General features: G+C 45.0%; 18 protein-coding genes. 7 read left to right on the plus strand and 11 right to left on the minus strand.

Annotated features, from left to right (window positions below):
* The first annotated feature begins 25 nt into the window (after positions 1-25).
* Positions 26-1,102 carry an acyltransferase gene (locus C2756_RS01860; RefSeq protein ID WP_215319695.1) on the plus strand — a complete coding sequence of 359 codons (1,077 nt, stop codon included), beginning with the start codon at positions 26-28 and terminating at the stop codon, positions 1,100-1,102.
* Here the strand turns inward: C2756_RS01860 and yjgA are convergent.
* Genes yjgA through C2756_RS01875 form a run of 3 tightly spaced genes read right to left on the minus strand, consistent with a single transcriptional unit; the run spans position 1,099 to position 2,318 of the window.
* Positions 1,099-1,626 (minus strand): ribosome biogenesis factor YjgA, encoded by a 528-nt coding sequence (yjgA, locus tag C2756_RS01865; RefSeq protein ID WP_215319696.1) that lies wholly within the window; start codon positions 1,624-1,626, stop codon positions 1,099-1,101. The two genes, C2756_RS01860 and yjgA, sit on opposite strands and share 4 nt — an antisense overlap.
* 31 nt (positions 1,627-1,657) lie before the next feature.
* Positions 1,658-1,963, minus strand: coding sequence for a helix-turn-helix domain-containing protein (locus tag C2756_RS01870; RefSeq protein WP_251372095.1), 306 nt, complete (start codon positions 1,961-1,963; stop codon positions 1,658-1,660).
* A gap of 52 nt (positions 1,964-2,015) precedes the next feature.
* Positions 2,016-2,318, minus strand: coding sequence for a type II toxin-antitoxin system RelE/ParE family toxin (locus C2756_RS01875; RefSeq protein ID WP_215319698.1), 303 nt, complete (start codon positions 2,316-2,318; stop codon positions 2,016-2,018).
* Positions 2,319-2,431: 113 nt separating this feature from the next.
* Between C2756_RS01875 and C2756_RS01880 the strand changes: the two genes are divergently transcribed.
* Complete coding sequence (locus C2756_RS01880) at positions 2,432-4,051, plus strand: GMC family oxidoreductase (protein WP_215319699.1); 1,620 nt, start codon at positions 2,432-2,434, stop codon at positions 4,049-4,051.
* A 28-nt stretch (positions 4,052-4,079) separates the two neighbouring features.
* Positions 4,080-4,952, plus strand: a complete 873-nt coding sequence (locus C2756_RS01885) for an EamA family transporter (protein WP_215320751.1) — start codon at positions 4,080-4,082, stop codon at positions 4,950-4,952.
* 68 nt (positions 4,953-5,020) lie between these two features.
* Here C2756_RS01885 and C2756_RS01890 read toward each other — a convergent pair whose 3' ends face one another.
* Genes C2756_RS01890 through C2756_RS01910 form a run of 5 tightly spaced genes read right to left on the minus strand, consistent with a single transcriptional unit; the run spans position 5,021 to position 8,627 of the window.
* Positions 5,021-5,839: a sulfite exporter TauE/SafE family protein gene (locus tag C2756_RS01890; RefSeq protein WP_215319700.1), complete on the minus strand. Its 819-nt coding sequence runs from the start codon at positions 5,837-5,839 to the stop codon at positions 5,021-5,023.
* A 51-nt stretch (positions 5,840-5,890) separates the two neighbouring features.
* The gene (locus tag C2756_RS01895; RefSeq protein ID WP_215319701.1) at positions 5,891-6,313 is read right to left on the minus strand and encodes a hypothetical protein; all 423 of its coding nucleotides are present in this window, start codon (positions 6,311-6,313) and stop codon (positions 5,891-5,893) included.
* Positions 6,310-7,134: an FAD:protein FMN transferase gene (locus tag C2756_RS01900; protein WP_215319702.1), complete on the minus strand. Its 825-nt coding sequence runs from the start codon at positions 7,132-7,134 to the stop codon at positions 6,310-6,312. The genes C2756_RS01895 and C2756_RS01900 overlap by 4 nt, the downstream gene beginning before the upstream one ends.
* 15 nt (positions 7,135-7,149) lie before the next feature.
* Positions 7,150-7,698, minus strand: a complete 549-nt coding sequence (locus tag C2756_RS01905) for an FMN-binding protein (RefSeq protein WP_215319703.1) — start codon at positions 7,696-7,698, stop codon at positions 7,150-7,152.
* Positions 7,699-7,712: 14 nt separating this feature from the next.
* Complete coding sequence (locus C2756_RS01910; RefSeq protein ID WP_215319704.1) at positions 7,713-8,627, minus strand: DUF6662 family protein; 915 nt, start codon at positions 8,625-8,627, stop codon at positions 7,713-7,715.
* A gap of 151 nt (positions 8,628-8,778) precedes the next feature.
* Between C2756_RS01910 and C2756_RS01915 the strand changes: the two genes are divergently transcribed.
* Complete coding sequence (locus C2756_RS01915; protein WP_215319705.1) at positions 8,779-9,021, plus strand: DUF3820 family protein; 243 nt, start codon at positions 8,779-8,781, stop codon at positions 9,019-9,021.
* Here the strand turns inward: C2756_RS01915 and C2756_RS01920 are convergent.
* Positions 9,013-10,062 carry a DNA/RNA non-specific endonuclease gene (locus C2756_RS01920; RefSeq protein ID WP_251372096.1) on the minus strand — a complete coding sequence of 350 codons (1,050 nt, stop codon included), beginning with the start codon at positions 10,060-10,062 and terminating at the stop codon, positions 9,013-9,015. The genes C2756_RS01915 and C2756_RS01920 overlap by 9 nt on opposite strands.
* Before the next feature lie 492 nt (positions 10,063-10,554).
* On the opposite strand from C2756_RS01920, the gene C2756_RS01925 reads away from it, so the two are divergent.
* Positions 10,555-11,544: a transglycosylase SLT domain-containing protein gene (locus tag C2756_RS01925; RefSeq protein ID WP_215319706.1), complete on the plus strand. Its 990-nt coding sequence runs from the start codon at positions 10,555-10,557 to the stop codon at positions 11,542-11,544.
* 82 nt (positions 11,545-11,626) lie between these two features.
* Here the strand turns inward: C2756_RS01925 and C2756_RS01930 are convergent, their stop codons facing one another.
* On the minus strand, positions 11,627-11,974 hold the full coding sequence (locus C2756_RS01930) for an FKBP-type peptidyl-prolyl cis-trans isomerase (protein WP_215296378.1): 348 nt from the start codon (positions 11,972-11,974) through the stop codon (positions 11,627-11,629).
* A gap of 85 nt (positions 11,975-12,059) precedes the next feature.
* On the opposite strand from C2756_RS01930, the gene C2756_RS01935 reads away from it, so the two are divergent.
* Positions 12,060-13,076, plus strand: coding sequence for a DUF6352 family protein (locus C2756_RS01935; protein WP_215319707.1), 1,017 nt, complete (start codon positions 12,060-12,062; stop codon positions 13,074-13,076).
* Here the strand turns inward: C2756_RS01935 and C2756_RS01940 are convergent.
* Positions 13,073-14,245 carry an MFS transporter gene (locus tag C2756_RS01940; RefSeq protein WP_215320757.1) on the minus strand — a complete coding sequence of 391 codons (1,173 nt, stop codon included), beginning with the start codon at positions 14,243-14,245 and terminating at the stop codon, positions 13,073-13,075. The genes C2756_RS01935 and C2756_RS01940 overlap by 4 nt on opposite strands.
* A 256-nt stretch (positions 14,246-14,501) precedes the next feature.
* Here C2756_RS01940 and C2756_RS01945 point away from each other — a divergent pair, with 256 nt between their 5' ends.
* Positions 14,502-16,736 carry an NADP-dependent isocitrate dehydrogenase gene (locus C2756_RS01945; RefSeq protein WP_215319708.1) on the plus strand — a complete coding sequence of 745 codons (2,235 nt, stop codon included), beginning with the start codon at positions 14,502-14,504 and terminating at the stop codon, positions 16,734-16,736.
* Positions 16,737-16,840 lie beyond the last annotated feature (104 nt).

Genomic DNA, 16,840 nt, shown 5'->3' on the forward strand with positions numbered 1-16,840 from the left:
TCGAACTCTTTAGCAATTTGCTTCTTTGCAGTCAAAAAACCATTTTCTCCTCGTTGATTTTTTAAAGACTTTTGCAGCTTTAATCATCATCATTCACCATCTGTCGAGTTACGGACAGATCGCAGAGGATGCACGCACAGTGTTGCCAGAACTAATGACTTGGTTGTTTGAATACGGACGCTATGCAGTACAGATCTTTTTGGTCATGGGCGGATACTTGGCCGCCCAATCCCTGACGCGCACCAGTAACTTAAAAAATCTCCAAACTGTTTTAAGGATTATTTTTAATCGCTATCTGCGCTTGTTTGCACCGTACGTTGTTGCGCTGATCATCACCATAGCTTGTGCGTGGGTGGCGCGTTTTTGGGTACAAGATGAATTCGTGGGTGAATCAGAAACGCTGAGTCAGTTTTTAGCGCATCTATTTTTTCTGCAGGGCATCTTAGGGCTTGATTCTATTTCTGCTGGCGTTTGGTATGTGGCGATTGATTGGCAGTTATACGCAATTCTGGCAATCGTATTGGGAATGTTTCCTACCTTTCGTTCGGTAGTGTGGTTTTTAGCCGTACTGTGTGCTCTATCGCTGCTGTATTTCAATAGAAATGCTGACTACGAAAATTATTTCATCTACTTTATTGGCTCTTATGGTTTAGGTGTTTTGGCTCAGCTTTGTAAAAATTATCCCGATCGATTAATCAATCGCTTTGCTAGAGTAGTGATGTGGGCTATTGGTGTGGCAATCATAGTTGCCAGTTTTCAAGAGTTTTGGCTACGAAATATTCTGGCTTATGTAGTCGCTTTAGTTTTGATCCTCTGGGGGGATTGGGCCTATATTGACCAATGGCGAGATCAAAAACATTTGCGTCCGCATAAATTAGTGAATGCCATTTTATGGAGTAGCAGAAGATCGTATTGCGCCTTCTTAATACACTTCGCTTTTATCTTGTTGGCTAATACGCTCTATATCGGTTGGGGTATGAGCCGGCAACATGATGGAGTCATGGCAATAGTTCTGATGTTCTTCTCCTTAGTAGCAAGTTGGCAAGCTGCGAATTATCTCTACCGATGGGTAGAGATGCCTGCGCGAAGAATTAAATTTTAAAGTCCCATTTCTTTTAAGACACGAAAGATTTCTCGATAAGCCTTAGGAGGCTTATTTTGCTCTTTCTCTCTTCGCGCATTGCGAATAAGGGTGCGCATATTCTGAATATCCATATCGGGATATTGCTCAATCATTTTGGTAAAATTTTCATCATGGGCGATAAGCCGATCACGATAGCCCTCTAAGAAGTGAAGCTTTGCAGTCTCTGCTTTACTGACGCCCTGAATGGCATCTAAACGTTTTTGAATCGCTTCGAGTTCTTCTTCATCTAAAAAGCGCATGAGCTTGCCAAGATACTGCTTATGGCGACGAATCGCTTCAAAACTCTTAATCTTGTTAGTTTCTGCAATCGCTGTTTTGATGGCGTCATCTAAGGGAATGGTTTTGAGGGCATCGCTACTCAAAGCTGCCAATACCTCTGCCAATTTCTGGCGTTCAGTCATTTGGCGCTTTAACTCGGACTTGCTTGGGCCTTCATCTTCCTCAGCAAGCTTGGGAGTGCGATTTTTCTCATTAATGTGCATCTAAGTATTTTAGACGGGTATTTGATCCGAATTATTCTTTACTGATCTTTTGTTTGAAAAGTCGCAGACTATCACTAGAAAACAACTGACTGCGACCAATGACGGTTGATGGCTGTAATCTACCAGCCTGGACATATCTACGCAAAGTGGGAAGCGAAATTTCTAAAAATTCTGCAGCCTCTTCTGCCGAAAAGGTAGCATTTCTCAGATGTCCAAATACTTGTTCGTGCGTGTAATCGGTCTCCTTAAAGGCATTTATTGCAATTAAAGAGAAAAATTTAATACGTTCTTTTGCTGACATTTTTTGCACTTGAGCAAATAGATCCTCAGCAGTCATCGTTGGAGTCATTCATTGACCTCGCTTTCTTTATTCAAGTGCCTTTGAGTTGTCATTTGAGACGAATTGATCGTTTTAGTTGATTGTAGAAATTTTCATGAGGTCCAATTTGACAGAACTCAATCCAGGTTATGAAATTTCCATTTGCAAAATGGTTAAATTGATATGCCATTAAATATTCCTGTTTATTAAAGCGAAACTTATAAACAAATATTCCCTGTAGGTCACCAAGTTTTTGCTGACCTATCCTGGGGTTGTTACAAACTTCAATAACCTTATCTTCTATCGCTAACTGCAAAGGCTTTGAAGCCCTTTTGACAAATTGAGCAAAGGCTCTTTTATAGCAAGTTCTCATGATCTAATAATAGATCGTAATTGATTCTATAACAAATCAACAAAAATGCCAAGAAATACCTGATTTTTTTATTGGTCAATAATAGAAGCAACTATGTTTTATGCAGCGGATACATGACTCAAGCAAACGCTTACGACTACATCATTATTGGGGCAGGCAGTGCCGGTTGTATGTTGGCTAAGCGTTTAACTGAGAACCCGCAAAAGAGGGTTTTATTAATTGAGGCCGGTAAGAGTGATAACTACATTTGGATTCATATTCCGGTGGGCTATCTTTACTGCATTGATAATCCAAAAACAGATTGGCGTTTTAAGACGGTTGCCGAAAAAGGTCTCAATGGCCGCTCCTTGTTATATCCCCGCGGTCGTGTACTTGGTGGATGTTCATCGATTAACGGCATGATCTACATGCGCGGTCAAGCAAGTGACTATGAGTCTTGGGTACAAGCCACAGGCGATGAAGCTTGGTCTTGGGAGAATGTACTCAAGCGCTATAAAGTATTTGAGGATTACCACAGTGATGCCAATCAATGGCACGGCAAAGGTGGCGAGTGGACCGTATCGAAGCAACGCTTGCGTTGGCCCATCATGGACCGATTTAAAGATGCGGCAATAGAGGCTGGCATTCCAGCATCAGATGACTTTAATCGTGGCGATAACTTTGGTGTAGGCTACTTTGATGTGAGCCAGCGTAAGGGTTGGAGGCTCAATACATCAAAAGCTTTTTTAAAAGATGCTGTCAAGCGTAGTAATCTGACGGTACTCACCGAAGCCATGGTAACCAAACTCAAGATCGATCCATTGACTAAACAATGTTACGGGGTTGAGTACCGCTGGAACGGTGTGGTCACTGAATCATTGATCAATCCAGACGGCGAAGTGATTTTGAGTGCTGGCTCTATTGGTAGCGTGCAAATTTTAGAACGTTCTGGTATTGGCGCTGCAGCGCATTTAAATCAGTTGGGTATCCCGGTGATTGCAGACTTACCGGGGGTTGGTGAAAACCTGCAAGATCATTTGCAATTGCGGATGATTTATAAAGTGAACGGCATCAAAACTCTCAACACCCAAGCGAATTCATTATTTGGCAAGATGATGATTGGATTGGAGTATCTCTTAAAGCGCTCGGGACCGATGTCGATGGCGCCTTCACAGCTGGGGGCATTTGCTTATAGCTCTTCAGCTCAAAAGAGTGCTAACGTGGAATATCATGTGCAACCTTTGTCGCTTGAACGTTTTGGTGAAGACTTGCATTCCTTCAATGCGTTCACTGCCAGTGTATGTAACTTGCGTCCCACTTCACGGGGTAGCGTACACATCACCTCTGTTGATCCTGAAGCGCCTCCAGCAATTCAACCGAACTACTTATCTACTGAAGAAGATCGTAAGGTGGCAGTAGAGTCATTGCGTTTAACTCGGAAGATTGTGGAAAGTCCTGCACTCAAACCTTTTACGCCAGAAGAATATAAGCCGGGTATTCAATATCAAAGTGACGAAGAGTTGGTAAAAGCAGCAGGAGATATTGGTACGACGATTTTTCATCCAGTGGGCACTTGCAAGATGGGGCGGCCCGATGATCCGATGGCCGTTCTAGACTCACAATTGCGAGTAAGGGAGATTCATCATTTGAGGGTAGTAGATGCTTCTGCCATGCCCACCATTACTTCGGGTAATACGGCTGCACCAACCATGATGATTGCAGAGCGCGTAGCGGAATTGCTGACGCGTGAGTAATTCATTGAAGCCATCTCTTAATTACCAATTGCCTGTTAGCCATTTGTTACTGGCATTAGCCATTGTGGCCGTATGGGGAACCAACTTTGTAGTGATCAAAATTTCTTTAGAGAGTTTTCCGCCTTTTTTGTTTGCCGCCTTGCGTTTTGTATTTGCCTTTTTGCCAGCAGTGTTCTTCTTGCCTAGACCAAAGGTCTCATGGGTCAATCTCTGTATTTACGGTCTTGCAGTAGGGGTAGGGCAGTTCGGGATTTTATATTTTGCGATTGATGGCAATATTTCACCTGGCCTGGCTTCTTTGGTCGTTCAGACGCAGGTATTTTTCACGATTGGTTTTGCGATGCTGTTTGCTAAAGAACAGTTAAAACTCTATCAGGCGGTTGCAGTAGCCATTGCTATGACCGGTTTAGGAATTATTGCGGTCCATACAGATGCCACTACCACCTTTCTGGGTTTAGCCTTAGTGGTATTTGCAGGTTTTTCTTGGGGTGTAGCCAATACTGCTAGTCGCCGTGCCGGTGCTATCAACATGCTTTCTTATGTAGTGTGGGCTAGTGCTTTTGCAATTCCACCATTGCTGCTGATCTCTTGGATTTTTGAAGGAGGTTGGGGTTCGATGTATGTCTCACTCACTTCAGCGCCAACAGGTGCCTGGCTTGGTGTTCTGTGGCAGTCTTGGGGAAATACGCTCTTTGGCTATGGCGCTTGGGCCTGGCTACTCTCCAAACATCCTGCAGCAGCAGTGGCACCTGCACCCTTATTGGTACCCATTTTTGGTATGGGCTCCGCAGCATTTTTCTTGAGTGAGTCTTTGCCCCTATGGAAAATTTTGGCAGCGGGTATTGTCATCTTGGGCTTGATGGTCAATTTGTTTTGGCCCTACTGGAAAACTCAAAGATGATTAGAAGTCTGAGATGAGCAAGAAGGCTTCACGCTTTATTGCTGCACAACCTCATACATCAATACAAATCATAGTAAATGCAGACCTTTCAGCGTGAGGCTGACTGCTACACCAAAAACCATGACTGCAAAGACTTGCTGCAACTTCGGCCCACTGAGCTTTTTGCTGATTGCTAGACCAATAAGTAGGCCGCCGAGGGCGCCGATAGAAAAGGGTGCAGCCACAATGAAATTAAAGCTACCCGTTGCCGCAGAGAAGATGACGCTTCCACCAGAAATTAAAGCTTGTACGCCCAATGAAGTAACGATGATCGATTGAGCTGATAAATTGGTATAGCGTTTTAAGGCTGGAATGATGATGAAGCCACCGCCCACTCCAAGCAGTCCCGATAAGAGACCTGCCAAGCCGCCGGTAAGAGCAAGTGCCTTAGCGCAGGGAACATTCCAAGACAACTTTCCAACTGATGGATTCATCAAACAAGGGGGTGGCTGCCTTGGAGGTTCTGGGATACCTAAAGCAGTATTGCGAGCTTGTCTATATTGGTTAAACGCGGAGTAAAAGAGTGCGCTGCTAAAAATAAGTAGTAGCGGACCATTTGGGATGTGGCTTGCCAACCAAAATCCAGCAGGAGCCAATATCACTCCAAAGATAGCCATGAAGATGGCGGCTTTATAGCGTAGAAGATTATTTTTTAGCCCCAGTAAAGCGCCCACGCTGGCAGCAAGGGCAATTGCCGAGAGGGATATGGGGCTGGCATCTACCATATTCAGATGAAGGGCAAATACTAATAGTGGGACAGAGAGAATGCCGCCACCCGCGCCAGTCAGCCCCATGAGAACTCCCACAATAATTCCGAGGGCTGGGCCGATGAGCAATGAGTTATCCATTGCTATGGATTTTATAGGGCGAATCAATCTAGAAGTAAGGTGTTAATGTTGCTAACTCCTCGCTTGCTTGTTCAAGCCCATGGGAATGTGTATTAAGAAAACGGCAAAAAACAGAAGACCAAGCCCCCAATGAGTACTGACTACCGTTTCCCGAATGGCTTCTGGGCCGTAATACAGAAGTAAGCCAGTAATCATTAATGCGCTTAAGAAGCTCAGTTGACCTAAGCCGCTCCACCATTTTCTTTTAGACTTCAGGCCGGCCTTGAGGTGAAAGGGTAGAACAGACCCTAGCGCAAGGATTGTCAGCATAGCCGCTACCCCATGAATCACTAAAATATTGTGTGATCCCAAAATGGATCGTTGAATCTGAAATTCGTGACCTATTAAGTAAATACCGCCGCTTAAAGAGCAACTGAAGATCCCAAGTATTACAAACCATTTCTGCCATTCTGGCATTTTTCCTAAACGACTCATATGACAATCCGAATGGCTTGTGCCGAGAATTTAGCAAAGCAAGGATGATTGGTTTGTTTTGATAAAGCGAGCACTTTAGTGAGGGCATCGGCATAAACGCATTCCTTTGCGAGGATGGAATAGGAGTCTGAAGAATGAATATAAATATCAGATTCTTCTGTTGCCAGGGGATTGATGAGATGACTTTCATGCCCATCTCTTTTTGCAAAATACAGACTACTAGTAGCTAGCGCAGCGTTTTGCAGAGAGCCGATTTGAAGCAGCTCTGAAAGATTTTTTGGATTGCGAATCTGAACGGGTTTAGGGGTATCACCAAATACTCTCAAGTCACCTCCTGCATTGACGATGCCAGAGCGAATCCCTTCGGAGATCAGAATCTTGACTGCCATATCAACTGCAAAGCCTTTGGCAATGCCACCAAGATCTAAACATACGGGACGAGAGGAGGTGATGAGCTCAGGCGTCAAAAAACAGATGTCTTCAATGCCACCAAGATTGTGATTGGTGATGTCAATATGACGGGGTAAAAGACCAGCCGCAACCAAGCGATGCCCAATACCGCAGTTAAATAGACCACGTGACTGACGATGTACCTGTTTTGCAATGCTTAGTACTTGTGAGGTCCAGGGATGAATATCTACCGCCCGGAGATGGGCATAACGATTGAGGTAATTGAGTTCGCTATCGGGCTGATGAAAGCCCATTAAGCCCTGAATCTTTTCGATGGCGGCAAAGGCATGATCTACAGCAGCCTGATCGGTATCTTGATCAATAGTAATTTCGACAAAGGTTCCTAAAAGCGGTTTGCAGCGAGTCTTCATGACATCATTGAGTGCTTATTGAGATTTGACTGGCATGTTCTTGAGGGTCAAGTCATAGAGCACAGTGATCCGTTTCACACCATCGGTGAGGTGCTTGCAAGAAAGGGTTGCGCCCCCAATATTTTGAATATCTTGATTCAGTTTGATGGGGTCCTTGATAGTTTTACCAACAAATTGTTTGCGCCACTGTGCCTCAGCTACTTCGTAGCCATAAGATTCCACATACTCTAGGACTTCAATGCCCAAAACACTCCCCTTTGTATTTAAGGCGACGGCGTAGGTAATCATTTCATGCTTACCTACGACCTCATCAATCACAAACCATCCGCCATCGGATGACCTCCATATACGATCACCTTGAAAGGGATGGCGGATGCTAGAAGCCGCTCGCATCTTTTCTTGTAAATCATCAGTAATGATGATGGGTGATTTACTGAGTACCTTATTCGGGAAAAGTATTTGCTGGGCTTGTTCGCTAGAGACGTAAATCTTTGCTTGCGCAAAGATTGGTGCAACTAATATGGATAGCCCTACTACAGCATATGGATTTGGTTTCCAATTCATGATCTTATTTTTTATTAGTTCAGCGGAAAGCCAACTTTGAGAATGTATTCATTGACTGAGTGGCTATCCCACACGCGGGCATTGGAGCATTCCGCCTCGCCGCCACCCATGCAGGTTCCGCCTGCCAATTGAGAGCGCCATGCACCTGTAACCCACCAGTCTTTTGCGGCGTAGTGCAAATTCGGGCCAACAAAGGTTGCGCGCTGCACTTGATTACGTAAATTGAGTTCTGAGTAGTCATTGTGAAAGCGTGCTTCAACGCCAGCTGACCACTTTGGGGCAAATCGATAGCTAGCGCCAACCAAGATATCTAACATTGACTCAGGAACGTTGCCATTTTCAATAAACTTCAAACGCTCGTTGGCAACAACGACGTTACTAGCCAAAATTAAGCGGTCGTCAATGAAGTTCGATTGCAGTAATAACCTAGCTTCGATCTCATCTTTATTTCTTCCCCAGGTGGGTTCTAAATAAAGACCAACACCAACGGGCGAAGTCACTGGATTTGTAATACGGTAAATAGCTTCTAAAGAGCCACCTTCGATACCACTCTTTCTATATGCAGTCGATGGGTCATGTGAAGAAGGGACTCCATAACCTCCGGTACAAGTAGGCGCATCGCCGCACGCTTCTGGATTGGTGTAGTTTTGATTGGCATTCGTGTAGTACGAATTGATATAGCCAGCAACTTGTAAGTCGTTGGTCAGGCCGTACTCAAGTTCTGTTCTAGCAGTCCATGCATCGTAAGTGCCTGCGGCTTGCGTTTGGTTGAGTTGTAGGCGCTGCTCAAATTCCCACTTACCTTTGGGCTGAAGGTCTAGGGTATAGATCCAGCCAAAGGCTCCTTCACCAGCATGGGCTAATGAGAGGTGCAAAGTAGCGGCGAGGACGAGGCTAAAGGCAATCAGTTTTTGAATGGTCAGTTTCATGGTTTTCTGAGAGAGGGTTGATAAAAGTAAATGAGAATGGTTCTCAATATAACATCAAATGAGAATGATTCTCAAATAAGAAAAAGCCCATCTTTAAATAAATGTTGAGATTTGTGGGGGAATTTACTTTCCCTTGTAAGATTTCTTTTCAATGGATGCACAAGCACTAGAAAAACTCGTACTCATGAAGATGCCCTTTGGTAAGCATGCAGGGCGTGCACTAGCAGACTTGCCAGGAAACTATTTGGCTTGGTTTGCGCGCGAGGGATTTCCTAAAGGGGAATTAGGTGAGTTACTAGAGCTAATGCATACATTGGATCACAACGGATTACGTGGACTGCTAGCTCCTATTCAGCGCGCACATGGCTTGCAAGCCAAATCAAAACTACTTTGAGTGAACGATCGCAGTTACCCGATGACGTTCGTAGCTCACGTTGGGTGAGTCTGGCGGACTGCTTTGCGTGAGCTGAGTTCTTAATGATGTTTTTAAGTCGATTTGTCTGGCAATGCTATTCGCTAACTCAGCATTGCGATCATATTGAATCTGAACGCTGGCTACTTTTCCATCTTGAATACGGGCAATCAGGGCGTTGACCTTATCAGCTGAATACTCATCGAAAAAGATTGGATACCATCCTCCCATCAAATCGTGATGAGGCTTGGCAGTTGGGGGTTTGACGGTTGGCGCGATTGCTTGCTTGGTCTGGGAAGCACCTACTTTGATGGGCAATTGAAAATCAATTCCTATTTTGGTCACCAATTCAGCATAAGAAATAGGCGGGGACATTTGGGCTTCATTACTGTTCTCGATCCAGTAAGCCCAAGCCTCATTTTTATCAGGGTCATAAACTAACTTAAATAAATGACTCGGAATGGTGACATGGCTTCTGCCTATGCTGCCTTGATTTCCAGTGGAGCCGGTAAAGACATAAATATCTCCAGTAGCTCTTTTGGCATAAAGTCTAGTTGGTTCCTCAACATTTTTGGCCCAAATGCCTTGATTGTTCTGTCTGGCCTGCGGCATCATATTTGCCAATGAGAATGACTGAGCCATCGCTCTTTCATTGCTCATATCTCCAGCGGGGGCGTTGTGACCGCGATCGTAACCACTGCCGCGGTAGTCTGAGAGCAAAGCCCGCTCTGCAAAAGGAAGCCTGGCCTCTTCATAAAACTGGTTGCTTCTGCGGGGGTGTGGGGCTAGCAGTTGGTCGCGATGAAGTTTTTCTATCGTATAAATCGGCTTTTTATCCTGAGGAGAGTAAAAAACTGCAAAGCTATCAAAGCAAAGGTCTCGTCCCATTTGGTTAGTAATTGGAACCTGTTGAGCTGGAAAGAGGTTCTTGCATTCATCGAAAAGGGCAAAAGCCCTCAAAGGACTCAGCAATAAAAACAGCAAAACTAGGGGCGCGAGGAGCTTGCGGGAGAATTTCATCATCTGTAAGTGTAGGGGCTGGGCGATCCTATTTAAATACATTCTGACTTGAGTTAGCTTTTGAGCTAGTCAGAAATTGATCCTTACTGGACTCAGGTTGGGAGCTCAAGAACTCAAAGTCTTGAAAAATAGTGTCTTGCAGCATTAGTCAGCCTGATACTACCGGTAGAAATTTTGAGCGACTGAAATACTAGATGTATGGTTTTTGCAGGCAATTTTTCATTCCGAATAGTAAAAAAGTCTAGATTTAGGTAATTTTTTATAAAATGAAATTAGTGCTTCTTAACTTCCATAAGTCATTGATTTAAATAGACTTAATATGATTTATTTGGTGCATATACGGGAACTCCCGTAATTCAAGACCTAAAAGTTATTGAAATAGCTTTCTTTATTCTTGACTTGATATAAGAACCTTTTTAGGATGACCCATGTTTTTTAAATATTGCGTTGCAGCAAAATTCTTTATAAAGTTTTGAACTGCTCGCGACAAGGTGAATGATTAAATATTTATCCAAAAATTTGATTGAGATGCTCGATAGGCAACCAGCCTTTTTGAGTGCTAAGGCGCTGCTAGCCCAGGCGATGGCTCCAGTCTATCGAGTCGTTAACGGCCTATTGGCTCTGAGCGTCTTCATGGTAGTAGGTCTTTGGCTATCAGGTAATGGGACGAATGCGGGTGCCTTCGATCTCGCCCGTATCTTGGTGCCAGATGAGGCGCGCCATATCGTGTGGAGCAATGGCTTTAGCATGCTCGATCAATATAAGAGTGCTAATGAGAGCTCTGCTTCCGTTGCCTCTGAAACAAATATTGCGAGTGTCATTTACCCAAAATCAATCCCTGGCGGCTCTGGCTTTCCAAGCGCCAAACAACAAACCATTGCTTTGTTAGCGCCCTCTGTCGCGAAGATTCAAGTGAAGTCGATCTCTCATTTGGCTGATCGCATTCCAACATCCAAGATCGACCCTCAAGCCTTGGATAGCAATTTGATGGGTTCGATTCAGAATCAGCGTGCAGTTGCAGATTTCTTTGAAAAGAAATACAGCCTCGATCGCGCGAAGATTGAAGAATATGTTTCTAATACGATCTTGATTGCCAAGGAAGTGAACATTGATCCCGTATTGTTATTGGCGGTGATCTCTGTAGAGTCCAACTTCAATCCCAATATCAAGAGTCATGCAGGCGCAGAAGGATTGATGCAGGTAATGACTTCAGTGCACCGTGAGAAATATGCCTTATTTGGTGGCACGCAAGAAGCGGTCAAGCCAGAGGTCAATATTCGTGTTGGCGCTTATATCTTGAAGTACCTCATTGCCACCGCAGGTTCTTTGCGTAATGGTCTGAAGTTCTATGTTGGCGCGGCCAATATTGAAGATGATGGTGGCTATACAGATAAAGTGATGGCAGAACGTAATCGCTTGATTAGCTTATGCCAAACCCGCTCGATAAATCGCTTAAGCTTGAATGGTAAAGACGTACGCTCTTAATTTAAAGAGTTCACGAAGCTGAATAATTAAAAAAGCCACCCTCGGGTGGCTTTTATTTTGGCTAAGTAGCTAAGAGCAGTGCTTAGTTCACACCGTGTAATTCCACATCAAAGACCAGAGTCGCATTAGGAGGGATGACGCCGCCAGCACCCCTGGCCCCATAACCCATTTCAGAAGGGATAATTAAAGTGCGCTTGCCGCCAATCTTCATACCCGCAACGCCTTGGTCCCAACCCTTAATGACATGGCCTGCACCCAAGGGAAAACTAAAGAGCTGACCGCGATCCAGAGAGCTGTCAAATTTCTGGCCTTTATGGTCAGGGGCATTTTCGTCATAGAGCCAGCCGGTGTAATGCACATCAACGTCATTGCCAGTAGCAGCCTCTTTGCCGTCACCAACAACGGTATCGATTTTTTTGAGTTCGGTCATGATTTTTCCTATTGGGTACAAAATGACTGGCTAGTATATTCTGAGCTCTAGATTCTTACTGTAAGCGCAATGAAAACGGAATGACATGAGCAACTACTGGCCCAATTCTGCATATCAAACCCTGCTAACCAGCCCTGATGGGCAGTTATTGGTAACAGACGATTTTTTACGCACCTATTTACAAAGACCTGAACTCAGCCTAGTTCCAGAATCTTGTGCTGCCGAGCAAGCGCTACATCAGCGCCTTACTGAAAATCCTCGCATAGAAATTACCGAGCAAGAGATTGCGGCGATGGCTGATGAGGATATTCAGGAAAACTATCGAGTTTGGCTCCGCTACCGAACACGTCTATTAGCAGCAAGCTCCTTAGAAGGTTTCTATATGAGTTTATTTAAGGGAGATGGAGTTGATGTGCCTCCCTTATTTGTCATGCAACTAGCCCAAATTTTTGTGCGCCATATCTTGGGAGATGATGCGCATCCGCTGGAAGTACGCATGGGCGAGATCTTCTTTAGGACTCAAAAAATCACTGTTTTGGAGGACAGCATTGTCATGGCCGCCGACGAAGAGGTGGTTACTCGTAATGCGCAAGCGGGCGAGTCCGGCAACATCATGGACTTACTGAAAGGTAAATCCATGCTCACGAAGTCTGCTGATCTTGATGTTTTGTATGAAGACAATGCTGCCGAATATTGGACGCGTAATGAGGACTTTGATTTTGCCGTTCAACTCAATTTTGGGCATGAGCCAATTAATCATTTTTGTCGCGTACTAGAAAAGTGGATTAAACATTTTCTGGGGGTGTCAGTACGCATTACCCCAATGCAGCAAATTAGTGATCCTAAGTGGTCCTGGCATGTGGGTTTAGATGCGGCAGCAACTGACATCTTGAATAAACTTTATAACAAAGAATTGTTAGAGGCAGATGAACTTGAGAAAGTAATTTGTCTATTTCGTCTTGACTTTATTGACGAGACTGCGGTGACTAAGGTGCAGCAAGGGAAGCCCGTCTATCTTGCTATTGCCATGAATGATCAGCAGCAATTAAAGCTAAAGCCACAAAACTTATTATTTAATTTGCCTCTAGCGAGAGCGTCTTAAGCGATTTGCTGCTTCTTATTCTGGGCTGATAGCCAAAGCAGTGCCAGCGCAGTAAAGATCACAGGAATCAGAGAGCCGAGGTTCAAAATACTCCACCCTTGTGAGGTAATTAAGGCACCAGAACCAAAGGAAGTGAAGGCCATCGTGCCAAATACAAAGAAGTTAATCGCTGCTTGCGCTTTATCACGCTCATCGGGTTTGTAGGCAGTCATCGCCAAAGAGGTTGAGCCTGTGAATAAAAAGTTCCAGCCAACGCCTAATAAAAAGAGGGCAATCAAAAATTGACGAAGGTCTGTACCGGTGAGTGCAATCAGAATGCAGATGAAGTTGAGTACGACTCCGATACTCATAATCTTGAGGGCACCAAAACGTTGTATTAAGGTGCCAGTAAAAAATCCTGGAGCAAACATACCAATGACATGCCACTCCAATACTAGGGCTGTATCGGAAAAAGGCAGGCCACAAATTTGCATCGCTAAGGGTGTGGCCGCCATCAGCAGATTCATTACCCCGTAACCAAGTGCTGCCCCAATTACAGCAACCATAAACACGGGTTGCTTGAGGATGGCCTTTAGGGGGCGTCCATCCGCCAGAGAGTGCTCGGTTTTGAATTCGGTAGGGAAGTGGATGAATTGCATTACGACGATCCCCATTAGGCCGGCAATCGAAAGCGTGAGGTAGGCGCCCAAGAATGCAGTGTCAAAAAGATTGCGGGTCCAGGAGGCTAGGTTCGGCCCAATGACGGCTCCTAAGATTCCGCCTGCCAATACCCAAGACACGGCTTTGTCACGTTGACTCGCTACGGTGAGTTCTGCTGCAGCAAAACGGTAGAGTTGGCCATTGGCGCTGTAATAGCCGGCAATAAACGTGCCTGTTACCAAAAGCCAAAAGTTTCGGCTCAGAGCTGCATAGGCGCATAACAGGGCGGATAGCACTGCTACGAGCAGCCCCAACTGAAAAGAGATCTTTCTGCCAAAGTGGTTTTGAGATTTGGCCACGATTGAAGTGGAAAAGGCGGCCCCAACAACATAGCCCATGACTGGCAGCGTAGCCATCCAACTCACTGGGGCCAGACTGAGACCAACTAAGCCATTGATGGCGATGAAGGTAACGTTATTGGTCAGAAATAGACCCTGGCAAACAATCAGTAGCACCAAGTTTTTATTCAGTAAAGGGTGCTTGCTCATCATGGCTTGCAGTTTACGAGGAATTTTCCGCTTTAGTTATTTTGGTGGATTTCCTTAAATTAGCGCTGATTTGCGACTTTGGGGTGCAAAACCCCCATTTTTACCAATCTCAATGATTTAAAATAGAAGGCTCGGCATATCAGTAAGCCTGCTAAAAGCGGGCGGACAGAATGCGGACTCTAGGAGTGGTGGGGTCAAAATCTGACCCTGTCTATTGATCAATAGTAAGGAAACATCCATGGCTTCAGGCAAATCAAAGATTATTTACACGCTGACAGATGAGGCACCATTTTTGGCGACCTGCGCATTTCTGCCGATCATCCGTACCTTTACAGCGCCAGCTGGAGTGGAGGTAGTAGAAAGCGATATTTCAGTGGCTGGACGTATCTTGGCTGAATTTTCTGATTGTTTAGCTCCTGAGCAACGGGTTCCTGATAATTTGGCTGAGCTGGGCAAGATGACCTTAATGCCTGACGCCAACATTATTAAGCTACCCAATATCAGTGCTTCTGTTCCTCAGCTGCTCGCTGCCATTAAAGAATTACAAGATAAGGGATACAAGATCCCTCATTTTCCTGAAGATCCTAAGACCGATGAAGAGAAGGCTATCCGCGCTCGTTACTCAAAGTGTTTAGGGAGCTCTGTCAATCCAGTCTTGCGCGAAGGAAACTCAGATCGTCGCGCACCGAATGCAGTCAAACGGTATGCCCGTAAAAATCCTCACTCGATGGGTGATTGGAGCCAAGCTTCCCGCACGCACGTATCACACATGCATGGTGGTGATTTCTATGCTGGTGAAAAGTCGATGACGATGACTAAGGCCTGCGATGTAAAAATGGACTTGGTGACGAAGAGCGGCAAAACGATTGTGCTCAAACCAAAAGTCTCCTTATTGGCTGGCGAAATTATCGACAGCATGTATATGAGCAAAAAAGCCTTGTGCGATTTCTATGAAAAAGAAATCGAAGATGCGTATAAGACAGGCATGATGCTGTCCCTGCACGTCAAGGCTACCATGATGAAAGTTTCTCATCCGATCGTCTTTGGTCACGCCGTCAAAATTTTCTATAAAGATGCGTTTGCTAAACATGGCAAGCTATTTGATGAGCTAGGCGTCAACGTTAATAACGGCATGAGCAGCTTGTACGAGAAGATCAAGACCTTGCCAGAATCTAAGCGTGAAGAAATTATTCAAGATATTCATGCGTGTCATGAGCATCGCCCAGCATTGGCGATGGTAGATTCTGCCAAAGGTATTACCAACTTACACTCTCCAAGCGACGTGATCGTGGATGCTTCTATGCCTGCCATGATTCGGGTGGGCGGCAAGATGTGGGGCGCGGATGGTCGCTTGCATGACACTAAAGCAGTAATTCCAGAAAGTACTTTTGCCCGCATCTATCAAGAGATCATCAATTTCTGTAAGACACATGGTAACTTTGATCCAACCACTATGGGCACTGTACCTAACGTTGGCTTGATGGCTCAGCAGGCTGAGGAATATGGTTCGCATGACAAGACTTTTGAGATCTTAGAAGCAGGCGTAGCTCGTATCGTTGCGGACGACGGTACTGTATTGCTTGAGCAACATGTGGAAGCTGGTGATATCTGGCGTATGTGCCAATGTAAAGATGCTCCGATTCGTGACTGGGTCAAATTGGCAGTCAATCGTGCACGCCTCTCTAATACTCCAGCAGTATTTTGGTTAGACGAGTACCGCCCCCACGAAGCAGAGTTGATTAAGAAGGTAAAGACTTATCTCAAGGATTACGATCTCGAGGGTATCGATATCCAGATCATGTCTCAGACTCGCGCAATGCGTTACACCTTAGAGCGTGTGATACGTGGTAAAGACACTATTTCTGTTACCGGTAACATCTTGCGTGACTACCTCACCGACTTGTTCCCCATTATGGAATTGGGCACTAGCGCAAAAATGCTATCCATTGTGCCTTTGATGGCTGGTGGCGGCTTATTTGAAACTGGTGCTGGTGGTTCTGCTCCTAAGCATGTGCAACAACTCGTAGAAGAAAACCACTTACGTTGGGATTCGTTAGGTGAATTTTTAGCCTTGGGTGTGTCACTCGAAGATATTGGTGATAAGACTGGTAACGCTAAAGTGAAAATCTTAGCGCGCACTCTGGATGATGCGACTGGCAAATTATTGGATAACAATAAGTCACCTTCACCACGCACTGGTGAGTTAGATAACCGCGGTAGCCAGTTCTACTTGGCGTTGTATTGGGCTGAGGCTTTGGCTGCACAAACGGAAGATAAAGAGCTACAAGCTTACTTCGCGCCCTTAGCCAAATCTTTGGCTGAAAACGAGAAGAAAATTACTGACGAATTAAAGGCAGTTCAAGGTAAGCCTGCTGATATCGGTGGTTACTATGTAGTTGATCCTGAAAAATGCACGGCCGTGATGCGCCCCAGCGCAACATTCAACGCAGCCTTGCAGGCTATGAAAGCCTAATTCAATTGAGGTTTCAGCAGAAAAGGCAAACCTTCGGGTTTGCTTTTTTGTTTTGAGCAAGCATCGCTGCATCAAGCAATAAATTATTTTCAGGAGCAAAATAG

Origin of the sequence: Polynucleobacter sp. UB-Siik-W21 (genome assembly GCF_018687415.1) — a bacterium.
In the GTDB taxonomy this organism is placed as follows: Bacteria; Pseudomonadota; Gammaproteobacteria; order Burkholderiales; family Burkholderiaceae; genus Polynucleobacter.

Bases quoted from the DNA above. Each gene is read 5' to 3' on its own strand.
- yjgA (WP_215319696.1), bottom strand. From the start codon at position 1,626: ATGCACATTAATGAGAAAAATCGCACTCCCAAGCTTGCTGAGGAAGAT.
- C2756_RS01870 (WP_251372095.1), bottom strand. From the start codon at position 1,963: ATGACTGCTGAGGATCTATTTGCTCAAGTGCAAAAAATGTCAGCAAAA.
- C2756_RS01875 (WP_215319698.1), bottom strand. From the start codon at position 2,318: ATGAGAACTTGCTATAAAAGAGCCTTTGCTCAATTTGTCAAAAGGGCT.
- C2756_RS01880 (WP_215319699.1), top strand. From the start codon at position 2,432: ATGACTCAAGCAAACGCTTACGACTACATCATTATTGGGGCAGGCAGT.
- C2756_RS01890 (WP_215319700.1), bottom strand. From the start codon at position 5,839: ATGGATAACTCATTGCTCATCGGCCCAGCCCTCGGAATTATTGTGGGA.
- C2756_RS01895 (WP_215319701.1), bottom strand. From the start codon at position 6,313: ATGAGTCGTTTAGGAAAAATGCCAGAATGGCAGAAATGGTTTGTAATA.
- C2756_RS01900 (WP_215319702.1), bottom strand. From the start codon at position 7,134: ATGAAGACTCGCTGCAAACCGCTTTTAGGAACCTTTGTCGAAATTACT.
- C2756_RS01905 (WP_215319703.1), bottom strand. From the start codon at position 7,698: ATGAATTGGAAACCAAATCCATATGCTGTAGTAGGGCTATCCATATTA.
- C2756_RS01910 (WP_215319704.1), bottom strand. From the start codon at position 8,627: ATGAAACTGACCATTCAAAAACTGATTGCCTTTAGCCTCGTCCTCGCC.
- C2756_RS01915 (WP_215319705.1), top strand. From the start codon at position 8,779: ATGGATGCACAAGCACTAGAAAAACTCGTACTCATGAAGATGCCCTTT.
- C2756_RS01920 (WP_251372096.1), bottom strand. From the start codon at position 10,062: ATGATGAAATTCTCCCGCAAGCTCCTCGCGCCCCTAGTTTTGCTGTTT.
- C2756_RS01925 (WP_215319706.1), top strand. From the start codon at position 10,555: ATGATTAAATATTTATCCAAAAATTTGATTGAGATGCTCGATAGGCAA.
- C2756_RS01930 (WP_215296378.1), bottom strand. From the start codon at position 11,974: ATGACCGAACTCAAAAAAATCGATACCGTTGTTGGTGACGGCAAAGAG.
- C2756_RS01935 (WP_215319707.1), top strand. From the start codon at position 12,060: ATGAGCAACTACTGGCCCAATTCTGCATATCAAACCCTGCTAACCAGC.
- C2756_RS01945 (WP_215319708.1), top strand. From the start codon at position 14,502: ATGGCTTCAGGCAAATCAAAGATTATTTACACGCTGACAGATGAGGCA.